At 37.9% G+C, this 12144-nt stretch carries 11 protein-coding genes; 6 read left to right on the forward strand and 5 right to left on the reverse strand.

The window, feature by feature from the left end; translation table 11 throughout:
• The first annotated feature begins 7 nt into the window (after window positions 1-7).
• Both ACMFKV_RS04635 and ACMFKV_RS04640 read left to right on the forward strand, forming a co-directional pair.
• On the forward strand, window positions 8-577 hold the full coding sequence (locus tag ACMFKV_RS04635) for a DUF2497 domain-containing protein (protein ID WP_413154616.1): 570 nt from the start codon (window positions 8-10) through the stop codon (window positions 575-577).
• A gap of 148 nt (window positions 578-725) precedes the next feature.
• Window positions 726-3449: a valine--tRNA ligase gene (locus ACMFKV_RS04640; RefSeq protein ID WP_413154617.1), complete on the forward strand. Its 2724-nt coding sequence runs from the start codon at window positions 726-728 to the stop codon at window positions 3447-3449.
• A gap of 829 nt (window positions 3450-4278) precedes the next feature.
• Here the strand turns inward: ACMFKV_RS04640 and ACMFKV_RS04645 are convergent.
• The 5 genes from ACMFKV_RS04645 to xth all read right to left on the reverse strand — a co-directional run bounded on the left by ACMFKV_RS04645 (window position 4279) and on the right by xth (window position 8469).
• Window positions 4279-5025 (reverse strand): amino acid ABC transporter ATP-binding protein, encoded by a 747-nt coding sequence (locus ACMFKV_RS04645; RefSeq protein WP_336288292.1) that lies wholly within the window; start codon window positions 5023-5025, stop codon window positions 4279-4281.
• Between the two features lie 10 nt (window positions 5026-5035).
• On the reverse strand, window positions 5036-5752 hold the full coding sequence (locus ACMFKV_RS04650; protein ID WP_413154618.1) for an amino acid ABC transporter permease: 717 nt from the start codon (window positions 5750-5752) through the stop codon (window positions 5036-5038).
• A 2-nt stretch (window positions 5753-5754) separates the two neighbouring features.
• Window positions 5755-6507, reverse strand: coding sequence for an amino acid ABC transporter permease (locus ACMFKV_RS04655; protein ID WP_336288294.1), 753 nt, complete (start codon window positions 6505-6507; stop codon window positions 5755-5757).
• Window positions 6508-6641: 134 nt separating this feature from the next.
• On the reverse strand, window positions 6642-7547 hold the full coding sequence (locus ACMFKV_RS04660; protein WP_336288295.1) for a transporter substrate-binding domain-containing protein: 906 nt from the start codon (window positions 7545-7547) through the stop codon (window positions 6642-6644).
• 136 nt (window positions 7548-7683) lie between these two features.
• The gene (gene xth, locus ACMFKV_RS04665) at window positions 7684-8469 is read right to left on the reverse strand and encodes an exodeoxyribonuclease III (protein WP_336288296.1); all 786 of its coding nucleotides are present in this window, start codon (window positions 8467-8469) and stop codon (window positions 7684-7686) included.
• A gap of 510 nt (window positions 8470-8979) precedes the next feature.
• Between xth and rpsL the strand changes: the two genes are divergently transcribed.
• The 4 genes from rpsL to ACMFKV_RS04685 all read left to right on the forward strand — a co-directional run.
• Window positions 8980-9351, forward strand: a complete 372-nt coding sequence (rpsL, locus tag ACMFKV_RS04670) for a 30S ribosomal protein S12 (RefSeq protein WP_336288297.1) — start codon at window positions 8980-8982, stop codon at window positions 9349-9351.
• A gap of 18 nt (window positions 9352-9369) precedes the next feature.
• On the forward strand, window positions 9370-9840 hold the full coding sequence (gene rpsG, locus ACMFKV_RS04675; protein WP_336288298.1) for a 30S ribosomal protein S7: 471 nt from the start codon (window positions 9370-9372) through the stop codon (window positions 9838-9840).
• 29 nt (window positions 9841-9869) lie between these two features.
• The gene (fusA, locus tag ACMFKV_RS04680) at window positions 9870-11954 is read left to right on the forward strand and encodes an elongation factor G (RefSeq protein ID WP_336288299.1); all 2085 of its coding nucleotides are present in this window, start codon (window positions 9870-9872) and stop codon (window positions 11952-11954) included.
• Window positions 11955-12017: 63 nt separating this feature from the next.
• Window positions 12018-12144: GTP-binding protein (locus ACMFKV_RS04685; RefSeq protein WP_234924853.1), on the forward strand; the 127-nt coding region annotated here is incomplete at its 3' end.

Below are 12144 nucleotides of genomic sequence, written 5' to 3' on the forward strand. Positions count from 1 at the left end.
TTTTAGTATGGTACAGAGTTCAAGCGTGTTACGTGAGCCAAGTATGGATGAGATTTTGACATCTATTCGCGAAATAATCGAAGAGAATGCAATTCAGCCTGATCACTTTTCAAATGAAGGCGTTGCGATGGATACTGTTACAGAGAGTTCAGGATTGTCATCGTCGGAGGATATCTATGACACAACTTTATCGGTTGATGATGCGATGAGAGCTTTGGCTGACCGTATTGGTCTTTCTTCTGAGAATAAAGATTTTTCTTTAGCGCAAATGGAAAAAAACATAGAAACAGAAAATAATACAGCAGGTATGGATGTGCAGAAAATAAAATCTTCCCCTGAAGAACAGCGTTCTATTCATAAAACAAACGAGTGCAGTGATGAAGTGTTGGTATCGCAATCAGAGAATGTGACTGATGATCGCGTAAAGTTGTCTGCGTATTGTGTCTCTTCTGCAGAAAAGATTGCTAAGGACGTATTGCGTCCAGCTATAACAGAATGGTTACAGGGTAAGTTGCCTGTTTTGCTTGAAGACATTTTACGTGAAGAAATTGTCAAGGCGATTAAAAAAATGTCTTAACTCTTTGTTTTATCATTATTTTTTATTTTGCATTTTGTTTTTATAAAGCGATCGTTAACAGTTTTGAGAGATCGTTATAGATAATGAAAGTTGCAGATAGCATGATTGTCCTTGTATTTTCAGTAGCGTTATGAATGAGTGGGTGAGAATGTTAGAGAAGAACTATGACGCTGCTTTTGTAGAGCAACAGGTTGCGAAAAAGTGGGAAGATCGTGGAGCTTTTAAAGCGGGAGCTGGTTCAAAAATAGGCGCAGAGCCTTTTTGTGTTATGCTTCCGCCTCCCAATGTTACAGGCTCACTTCATATGGGGCACGCGCTCAATACAACAATTCAAGATATTGTGGTTCGATTCCAGCGAATGTGTGGCAAAAATGTGCTATGGCAACCTGGCATGGATCATGCGGGAATTGCAACGCAAATGGTTGTTGAACGTCAACTCGCAGAGCGTCAAGAGTCAACGCGTCAAGAAATGGGTAGGGAAAAATTTGTTGAGCGTATTTGGGAATGGCGTCATGAGGCTGGTGGGGTTATTACTAGTCAGCTACGACGTCTTGGTGTTTCATGTGACTGGTCGCGCGAGCGGTTCACAATGGATGAAGGATTATCTCAGGCTGTTCGTGAAGTGTTTGTTACACTTTATAAACAAGGATTAATATATAAGGATAAGCGTCTAGTTAATTGGGATCCTAAATTATTGACAGCTATTTCTGATCTTGAAGTTGAGCAAAAAGAAATTAAAGGGCATTTATGGCATTTTAGGTATCCTCTTGAAGGTAAAGTTTTTGATCCAAGCGACGATACAACTTTTATAACAGTGGCAACAACGCGACCAGAAACAATGCTTGGTGATACAGGAATTGCGGTTAATCCCGAAGATGATCGTTATAAAAATCTTATAGGTAAAAATGCTCTTTTGCCGCTTGTTGGTCGTAGATTGTTAATTGTTGGTGATACTTATGCCAACCCTGAAGAAGGAAGTGGTGCTGTAAAAATTACACCGGCACATGACTTTAATGATTTTGAAGTAGGACAGCGCAACAATTTACGCTTAATCAATATTTTTACACAGAAGGCAGAGATTTTTTTACGTGAAAATGAAGCATTTTTTGATGGTTTGACTTTATCAGATGAATTGAAAATATTAGTAGAAAGTTTAGATCAATCTGATCGTTTTGTTGCACGGAATCAGATTGTGTCTTTGATGAAAGAGGCGGGATATCTAGTAACTGTTGATGATCATCCACATACTGTTCCTCATGGTGATCGAAGTGGGGTGCCTATTGAACCATTCTTAACAGATCAATGGTATGTTAATGCTGCAGAATTAGCTAAACCAGCGATAGAGGCTGTTCGTCAAGGGAAAACGCAATTTGTTCCAGATAGTTGGAAAAAAACTTATTTCAATTGGATGCAAAATATTCAACCTTGGTGTATTTCTCGTCAATTATGGTGGGGACATCAAATTCCAGCTTGGTATGGTCCAGATGGTGCAGTTTTTGTTGAAAAAAGTGAAGAAGAGGCTTTAGCTTCTGCTTTATCTCATTATGGTGAAGAGGTTAAGTTAACTCGTGATCAAGATGTTTTAGATACTTGGTTTTCATCAGCGCTTTGGCCTTTTTCAACATTAGGTTGGCCAGATAAAACAGATGCATTAACGACCTTTTATCCAACATCTCTTTCAGTTACAGGGTTTGATATTATTTTCTTCTGGATTGCTCGTATGATGATGATGGGGCTTCATTTTATGGGAGAGGTTCCTTTTCCTACTGTTTATGTACATGCTCTTGTACGTGATCAGAAGGGAGCAAAAATGTCAAAGTCAAAGGGGAATGTTATTGATCCATTGGAGCTCGTTGATCAATATAGCGCGGATGCGCTCCGTTTTACTTTGGCTATCATGGCAGCACAAGGTCGTGATGTAAAACTTGATCCTTCTCGTATTGCAGGCTACCGCAATTTTGCTACGAAATTATGGAATGCTACTCGATTTGCAAAGATGAATGGTGTTAAGCACGATCCTACTTTTAAGCCAGAAAAAGCAAAGCTTGCGCTTAATCGTTGGATTTTAACAGAGTTATCTAAAACTGTTGCAGTAGTAACTACGGGTATTGAAAATTATAAGTTTAATGAATCGGCTAGTGCACTTTATCGTTTCATTTGGAATACCTTATGTGATTGGTATTTGGAACTTCTCAAGCCTGTCTTTCAAGGTTCAGATGAGGGCGCTAAAAGTGAAGCTCAGGCATGTACTGCTTGGGTTCTGGATGAAGTTTATAAGCTTCTTCACCCTTTTATGCCTCATATGACAGAAGAGTTGTGGTTCCTTACAGAAACGTTAGGCATGGAGCGTGAAGATATGCTAGCGTTGACACAATGGCCAGAAGTGACATTTGCAGATGAAGAAGCTGCTTGTGATATTAATTGGCTTATTGATGTTATTACAGGGATTCGTTCTGTACGCTTTGAAATGAACATTCCGGTGGCTAAGTTAGCACCTCTTGTTATTGTAGAGGGAGGGGACGTAACGCGAGATCGTGTACAGCGTTATGATGCGGTTCTTAAAAAATTAGCACGTATTGAGACAATTGAGTTCTCTGATAAAGTTCCAGCTGTATCAGCGCAAATAATTTTAGGAGAGGCGATTTTTTGTTTGCCATTAGGGCAGTTGATTGATTTGGAAGCTGAACATGCTCGTTTGATGAAAGACGTCAATAAAATTGAACAAGATATTGAAAAAATATCAATTAAATTAAATAATCCCAAATTTATAAAAAATGCAAAACCAGAAGTTGTCGAGGGTGAGCGCAACAGGATTATTGAGTTGCGTGCTGCAAAGACAAAAATATCTATAGCTTTAGAGCGGTTGACTTAATTTATAGTTTTTATTCTGTTTCATTTAGTTGATGATATTCATAATATCTCGTTTTTCCTATAAACAAAGAGTCTTTTAGATACGCATAAAGAAATTTGTGGCAAATATAGTGATAAGAAATAAGATAAAGAAATACTTTAGATGACAAGTGAACTAATGCATGAAGAAAGTCATGATTATTGGGGAGGATTTTCTTGCCTATAAAAGTGGGTAAATAGATTAGGCTATTTTAGTATTCTTTTGTGCTGTTAATATGAAAAGCAATAGTGTCAGTGAGAATCTGGGCTGTGTTTACATAGATTATGATGATGTCTTTAAAGATAATTATAAGGCGTATAATTTTTCGCATATAGCTTTAAAAAAAGTTTCTGGTTTTTGTTTAGAGCTATATTTCTGATACATGATTAAGCTTACAGACATAAAAAAGTATTTCCAATACCTGTACAATCTAATTCTTTTTATATGGATATTCTTTATTGTAGGCTGCGATAATTTATGAAAATCATCAAGTTTTGAAGTATCTAGTAAAATATTTTTAAAGGGAAGGAGAGAGAAAATTGTGCACAGGAAATACAATATTTATTTTGGTTAAGAAGATAATAGCAGTGCGATGATGTTAACTGCAACCTATGAAAAGCCAATATAAGCAGATTAAAATTAAATCCGTTTATGCAAAAATACGCTTTTGCCACTTGTGATTGATGACATATGATAACGCACCGATAAAAAAATAATTCTTACATATTTTATTGCAATGTTTGTGCGATATTTAAAACTTTTGCTTTTATGTTTGATTCTGCAAGAGGGGATTTTTGTCATAATATCATAGCTAATGGTTGAGGATTTTAGACAAAAACTCTTGTGCACGCGGTGTTCTGGCTTGTGGGTAAGAAAAAAACTCTTTAGATGAACAATCTTCAAGGATTTTTCCTTGATCCATGAAAATAACACGCTTAGATACTTTTTGAGCAAACCCCATTTCATGCGTTACGCAAATCATTGTCATACCTTCTTCTGCTAGGCTGATCATGACATCCAATACTTCCCCTACCATTTCAGGATCTAAAGCAGATGTAGGCTCATCAAAAAGCATTACAAGTGGATCCATTGTTAAGGCGCGTGCAATAGCAACACGTTGTTGTTGACCTCCAGAAAGCTGACCAGGGTATTTGTCTTTATGTTCAGTAAGTCCAACGCGTTCAAGATATAATAAACCGCGCTCAAGCGCTTCTTTTTTGCTGCGCTTTAAAACTTTGATTTGTGCAATTGTTAAATTTTCTGTAACGGATAAATGTGGAAAAAGCTCGAAGTGTTGAAATACCATTCCTACGCGGCTACGCAGTTTAGGGAGGTTTGTTTGTTTTGAATGAACAGGTGTTCCATCAATCCAAATTTCACCTTTCTGGAAAGGTACCAAAGCGTTGATGGTTTTAATGAACGTTGATTTACCTGAGCCTGATGGTCCGCAAACTACGACAACTTCCCCTTTGTTGATGTTGGTTGTGCAGTTTTTAAGAACATTAATTTCGCCATACCAGTTAGAAACGTTTTTTATTTCGATCATATGAGTAGACATTTTTTCCCCTTTAGCGGATTATGGATATTTTTTTCTGTAAATACAAAACTATCTGCGACAGCGTAAAGCAAATAACAAAGTAAAAAATGGCTGCCAAGATATAAGCTTCTTGCTTTGCACCGAAATTGTTTGCAACAATATCAAAACCATTTAGAAGGCTATTGCCACTGATTGCATAAACAAGAGTTGTATCTTGAAAGAGAATAATGACTTGGGTTAAAAAAACTGGGATCATGTCTCTAAAAGCTTGGGGAAGAATTATAATATACATATTTTGCCAATATGTCATTCCAAGAGCTTGCCCTGCATATTTTTGTCCCTGTGAAATTGAATTTATGCCGGCACGGATAATTTCAGCAAAATAAGCGGTTTCAAATGCAGTAAAAGTAATTAATGCTGATTTGTTTGCACCGATTGATGTACCAGTCAGGAACGGGAGAAGTACAAAAAACCATAAAATAACCATGACAAGCGGTATTGAGCGCATAGCAGTTATGTAAATTATTGCGAGCCAAGAGAGTAGTTTGATAGAAGAAAGCCGCATCATTGCTAATAATGTGCCAAAAATAAATCCCAATATTGCTGCAAAAAAGGTTAAAAAAATACTAAAAAGCAACCCTGACAGAATATAAGAATAAAATATGTCAAAAGTAAAAAATGAAAAATCAAAATCTGAAAAATTGAAAGGAGAATGAAATTCAAACCAAGAGCTTATGAAATTTGTCATATTCAACATCCCTTTGTTTGAGAGTTAGGAATTTTAAGCATTTTTTCGATTATTGTCATAATAATGAATACAAATAAAGCTATCAAAATATAAAGAATCGTAACAAGCAGATAGTTTTCGTAAACATGACTGACTTCTTCAATTGTCTGATATTGAAATTGCATAAGTTCATTTATTGAAACAGCGAATGCTATAGATGAATTTTTTACAATGCCCATTGCCTCTGAAGTAAGGGGAGGAATGACCGTGCGTATAGCACGTGGCAGTATGATATAGCGATAACTTTGATAGGTAGTAAAGCCCATTGCCATAGCTGCGTGGCGTTGTCCAGAAGGGATAGCTTCAATACCTGAGCGAATCTGCTCTGCGATGCGTGCAGATGTAAAGAAACCCAAGGCACATGTTATTAAGAGAATGGATGAAAGTTTCATCGCTGGTGGGTAAATTTTAGGTACGACAAAATACCATAAAAATACTTGCACAAGGAGAGGGATATTACGCATAACCTCTACCCAGATACTACCAATAGTTCGAAATATGCAACGAGTTATGGAAGTATTTGGGAGAGTGCGCATTGTTCCTATAATAATGCCGGTAACTATAGCTAAGGTCAGTGAAGAAATGGATAATATAACTGTATTTTTTAAGCTATCGAGCAACGTATCTAAATAGGTATGACTCACACCAGGAGTTCCAAGGCATCCAGCCACTAGTGTTTGGTTAAGGTCATCGGTACAAAGGAAAGAAAAGTCCATTGATTGATATTTCCTAAATTTTTAGTCATTCGCAAAAGGGCAATAAGCTAGCCATATTTATAATGGCTGAATTTATTGAAAAACGCACTAAAATATAACCATACTCAATTTTTAAAGAACGTGGTTGCGCTTATTTATAAATTATTTTCTGCGTAGTCTTCGCGAGGTTTATTATTTGGATGTTCCCAAGCATATTTTGTTGATTCAGACAAAGGAAGGTTGAGAACAGTATTGGCAGGTGGAATTGGTTTCATAAACCACTTATCATAAAGTTTTTCAAGTGATTCGTCTTTGATTTGGCGCACAATACTATCATTAATTATTTTTTCAAAGTTTTTATCATTGAGTCGAAGCATACAGGCGATAGGTTCGACTGAAAGTACAGTATCAAGAATGATATAGTCAGATGGATTTTTTGATTTAGCAATATGTCCAGCAAGAATTGAGGCATCCATAACAAATGCGTCTGCACGACCAGATTCTAATAATAGAAAGCTGTCTCCATGATCTTTCCCTTTTATGACATCAAAATTAATATTTTTTGCACGTTTTCTTTTGCGGATAAGTTGAACAGGTGTTGTTCCCGTAGTGGTAGCGACTACTTTTCCATTTAAATCTTCAAAGGACTTGATATTAGAATCTTTCTTTACGGCAATCTTAACTTCTTCGACATAGGTAGTATAAGCAAATGTTGCTTCTTTACTGCGAAAAATATCGTTTGTTGTTGAGCCACATTCAAAATCGTAGGTCTTATTTTTTAAGAGAGGGATTCTATTTTGCGATGTGATGGGGATATAGTGAACTTTAATTGGTTTTCCAATTTTTTTTGAAATGTCATCAATAATATGCATAGCCATCTCTGTATGAAATCCTACATATTGATTATTTCCAAGGGCATAAGCTAGCCCTGATGATTCGCGAACACCTAAGGTAATTTCTCCTGTTTTTTTAATTTTTTCAAGCGTGTCATTTTCAGCTAACGCGACGTTTGTCTGCGCAATAACGATTGCTGCAATAAACATTAACAATGATTTGTTCATTCTTTCCTCCATTTAGTGATGACTTCTTATTTTTGTTATTTAAGATATACTATTATGCGCTGTGTAACATATTTATTATCTGTGTAACATATTTATTATCTTAGAAGAGGCACTTTTGTTACCCCAATAAAGAATGTTATTCATTGAAATTAAGGTGAATCCAAACAGGAGTATGATCTGATGGTTTTGTATATCCTCTTATTTCTGTTTGACTATATGCACAGATAAGTTGATCAACAGCTTCTGGTGATAATAATAAATGATCAATGCGAATACCATTATTTTTGCGCCATGCATTTGCCTGAAAATCCCAAAAGCTGAATGAAGGGGCGTCTGTGACGCTACGGATAGCATCATAAAAACCTAAATGCACAATGCGTTGAAATGCTTGTCTTGTTTGTAAAAGAAATAAAGCATCGTTACTCCATTCTTGAGGATTCTTAGCATCCAATGGGGTAGGGATGACATTGTAATCACCAGCTAAGATAAGGGGTTCTTCATATGTAAGCAATGATTTTGCATGTGTGTACAGCCTTTCCATCCATTCCATTTTGTAAGGATATTTCTCGCTGTTGACGGGATTTCCATTTGGAAGATAGAGGGATGCAACACGAATAACTTTTTTGTTTGTTGAATAAACCGCTTCAATATAACGCGCTTGTTCATCGTTATCATTGCCTGGTAATCGACGGATAACTTCATCTGGTGTTTTTTTAGAAAGAATCGCAACTCCGTTAAAACTTTTTTGTCCGTGCGTTTCTATGTGATAACCTAAGCTTTCGATTGCATCGCGTGGGAAATTTTCATCGATACTTTTAACTTCTTGTAGACAAACTATATCAGGTTGATTTTGTTGTAGCCATTTACATAATGTTTCGTGTCGTGCTTTTATTCCAGCGATATTCCACGTTGCTATTTTCATATCATTTATCTTAAAATATTATATATACAATTGGTAAATTAGCACGTACGTTTAAGTGCCTCTGGCGAAAGAGATGTAGTACCTATGATATATAGTGGCTCTCTCTATTGTATGAGAGATATTACTATGGTAATTTGGTTTATCAAGATCTTCTGTTAAAGCTAAATTTAAAGTTTATTAATTTATTCTCATTTTTATAAATTTTCTGATGTTTAGTTCTTGACGAATGTAGATGTTCTCGCTATTAGAAGCTATCACAGCCAGCGTAAGGGTGATTAGATTTAAGGGGATCCTAGTGGTCATCTTGAGCAGGGGTTGTTACTTAGAAGATTAAAAGCAAATGCTAGTGCAAGAGGCTGTTGCCTTCTCTGCTTGTAGTCGGGTAAGCTGTTTGTAGCAGTGGTGCCCGATTTCGTGTGTAAATTAAGTGCCTATTCCAGTTTATTTTTGGAGTAGATAATAAAAGCCCAAGTGGGTAAGACGAATGTATATCGAAAAGAGGAAGGTTGTATGCCTACCGTAAACCAGTTAATTCGCAAACCGCGTGTGATGCCAGTTAAGCGCAATAAGGTTCCTGCTCTTCAGGCAAATCCGCAAAAACGTGGTGTTTGTACGCGTGTTTATACAACGACACCGAAGAAGCCGAATTCTGCTCTTCGTAAAGTTGCTAAGGTTCGTTTAACAAATGGATTTGAGGTGATTGGTTATATCCCTGGAGAGGGGCATAATCTTCAAGAGCACTCTGTTGTGATGATTCGTGGTGGTCGTGTAAAGGACTTGCCAGGGGTTCGTTATCACATTATCCGTGGGTTGCTTGATACACAGGGTGTCAAGAATCGTAAACAGCGTCGTTCGAAATACGGCGCAAAGCGTCCAAAATAATATTGAGAGACAGAGCCGATGTCCCGTCGCCATAGAGCAGAAAAACGTGAAATTAATCCAGATCCTAAATTCGGTGATTTGGTTATTACAAAATTTATGAATGCCATTATGTTTGATGGTAAAAGATCTGTCGCTGAGCGTATTGTTTATGGTGCGCTTGATGCTGTAGAGAGTAAGGTGAAGTCAGATCCTGTGGCTTTGTTTCATCAGGCGTTAGAAAATGTTGCTCCTCATATTGAGGTTCGTTCGCGTCGCGTTGGTGGTGCTACTTATCAGGTTCCGATTGATGTTCGTCCAGATCGTCGTCAAGCTCTTGCTATTCGCTGGTTGATTATGGCGGCGCGTGGGCGTAATGAAACGACAATGGTTGATCGTCTTTCTGGTGAATTGGTAGATGCGGCTAATAATCGCGGTTCTGCAGTGAAGAAGCGTGAGGATGTTCATCGCATGGCGGAAGCTAATCGTGCGTTCTCTCACTATCGCTGGTAGATGTATTTAAAAAGATTAAGGCAAGTACAATGGCTCGCGAATATAAAATTGAAGATTATCGTAATTTTGGGATTATGGCACATATTGATGCTGGTAAGACCACTATGACTGAGCGTATTTTGTTCTATACTGGTAAAAATCATAAAATTGGTGAGACGCACGATGGTGCTTCTACCATGGACTGGATGGAGCAAGAGCAGGAGCGCGGTATTACGATTACATCTGCTGCGACGACAACCTTTTGGGAAGGGCGTGATGGTAGAAAGCGGCGTTTTAATATTATTGATACGCCTGGGCACGTTGATTTTACAATTGAGGTTGAGCGTTCTTTGCGTGTCCTTGATGGTGCGATAGCGTTGCTAGATGCAAATGCTGGTGTAGAACCTCAGACAGAGACTGTTTGGCGGCAAGCTGAGAAATATCATGTGCCACGTATGGTTTTTGTTAATAAGATGGATAAAATAGGCGCTGATTTTTATCGTAGTGTGGAGATGGTTGGCTCGCGATTGGGTGCTAAAGCGTTGGTTTTACAGTTGCCGATCGGTGCTGAAAATGATTTTGAAGGTGTTGTTGATCTTATTGAAATGAAGGCGTTGAGGTGGGATGGTTCTATTGGTGCTTCAGCGGTAGTGAGTGAGATTCCTTCTGATCTACAGGAAAAAGCGGAAGAGTATCGCGAAAAATTAATTGAGATGGCAGTTGAAGTTGATGAAGCTGCAACAGAGGCTTATTTGGAAGGTGTTATGCCAACTAATGAGCAGCTTGTTTCTCTTATTCGCAGAGGGACTATAGGGGTTCAATTTCATCCTGTTTTTTGTGGGACTGCTTTTAAAAATAAGGGAATTCAGCCTCTTTTGGATGCTGTTGTTTCTTATCTTCCTTCTCCAGTTGATGTTGCGGCGATTAGTGGTCTTGATGTAAAAACTGAAAGTGAGACGACGCGTGAATCTTCAGATGATGCTCCACTTTCTATGCTCGCTTTTAAAATTATGAATGATCCTTTTGTTGGCTCGTTAACTTTCTGTCGGGTTTATTCTGGGAAGGTTCAAAAAGGTATTTCTCTTGAAAATACTGTAAAAAAGAAAAAAGAGCGTTTGGGGCGAATGCTTCAAATGCACTCAAATTCTCGTGAAGATATTGAGGAAGCGTTTGCAGGGGATATTGTTGCTCTTGCAGGTCTTAAAGAGACGACAACAGGTGATACTCTTTGTGATCCTTTAAAGCCTGTTATTTTGGAGCGAATGGAATTTCCTGAGCCTGTTATCGAGATTGCGATTGAGCCAAAAACGAAAGCGGATCAAGAGAAGATGGGTATAGCTCTTAATCGTTTAGCTGCGGAAGATCCTTCATTTCGTGTTAAGTCAGATGAAGAGTCAGGTCAGACAATTATAGCTGGTATGGGTGAGCTTCATCTTGATATTATTGTTGATCGTATGCGACGTGAATTTAAAGTTGAGGCTAATATTGGGCAGCCTCAAGTTGCTTATCGTGAATCAATTACAAAGACTGCAGAAATTGATTATACTCATAAAAAACAATCTGGTGGTGCAGGGCAATTTGCTCGTGTGAAAATTATTTTTGAGCCTCATGATGGTGATGATTTTATTTTTGAATCGAAAGTTGTTGGTGGCTCTGTTCCAAAAGAATATATTCCAGGTGTTCAAAAAGGTATTGAAAGTGTTATGGGGTCTGGTCCTCTTGCGGGGTTCCCTATGTTAGGTGTGAAAGCTACTTTGGTTGATGGTGCTTATCACGATGTTGACTCTTCTGTTTTAGCTTTTGAAATTGCTGCTCGTGCAGCTTTTCGCGATGGTGCAAAAAAAGCTGGTGCGCAACTTCTTGAGCCTATCATGAAGGTGGAGGTTGTTACGCCAGAAGATTATGTGGGTGATATCATTGGTGATTTGAATTCTCGTCGAGGTCAAATTTCAGGAACTGAGGCGCGTGGTATTGCGACAGTTGTGAATGCTATGGTTCCTTTGGCAAATATGTTTGGTTATGTGAATACTCTTCGTTCGATGAGTCAAGGGCGTGCTCAGTATACAATGCAGTTTGATCATTATGAGCCTGTTCCTTCGGCTGTTGCTTTGGAGATTCAAAAGAAATACGCATAATTTGGGATTGTGTAATTAATTTTTAACTTAGTCCTTTTTTTGGACAGAAAATGGAGAGCTCAAATGGCAAAGAGCAAATTTGAACGTACGAAGCCGCATGTTAATATAGGTACGATTGGTCACGTTGATCATGGGAAGACCTCATTGACGGCAGCGATTACAAAGTATTTTGGTGAATTTAAAGCGTATG

Origin of the sequence: Bartonella propinqua (assembly GCF_047263965.1) — a bacterium.
GTDB lineage: Bacteria > Pseudomonadota > Alphaproteobacteria > Rhizobiales > Rhizobiaceae > Bartonella.

Bases quoted from the DNA above. Each gene is read 5' to 3' on its own strand.
- ACMFKV_RS04635 (WP_413154616.1), top strand. From the start codon at position 8: ATGGTACAGAGTTCAAGCGTGTTACGTGAGCCAAGTATGGATGAGATT.
- ACMFKV_RS04640 (WP_413154617.1), top strand. From the start codon at position 726: ATGTTAGAGAAGAACTATGACGCTGCTTTTGTAGAGCAACAGGTTGCG.
- ACMFKV_RS04645 (WP_336288292.1), bottom strand. From the start codon at position 5,025: ATGTCTACTCATATGATCGAAATAAAAAACGTTTCTAACTGGTATGGC.
- ACMFKV_RS04650 (WP_413154618.1), bottom strand. From the start codon at position 5,752: ATGACAAATTTCATAAGCTCTTGGTTTGAATTTCATTCTCCTTTCAAT.
- ACMFKV_RS04655 (WP_336288294.1), bottom strand. From the start codon at position 6,507: ATGGACTTTTCTTTCCTTTGTACCGATGACCTTAACCAAACACTAGTG.
- ACMFKV_RS04660 (WP_336288295.1), bottom strand. From the start codon at position 7,547: ATGAACAAATCATTGTTAATGTTTATTGCAGCAATCGTTATTGCGCAG.
- xth (WP_336288296.1), bottom strand. From the start codon at position 8,469: ATGAAAATAGCAACGTGGAATATCGCTGGAATAAAAGCACGACACGAA.
- rpsL (WP_336288297.1), top strand. From the start codon at position 8,980: ATGCCTACCGTAAACCAGTTAATTCGCAAACCGCGTGTGATGCCAGTT.
- rpsG (WP_336288298.1), top strand. From the start codon at position 9,370: ATGTCCCGTCGCCATAGAGCAGAAAAACGTGAAATTAATCCAGATCCT.
- fusA (WP_336288299.1), top strand. From the start codon at position 9,870: ATGGCTCGCGAATATAAAATTGAAGATTATCGTAATTTTGGGATTATG.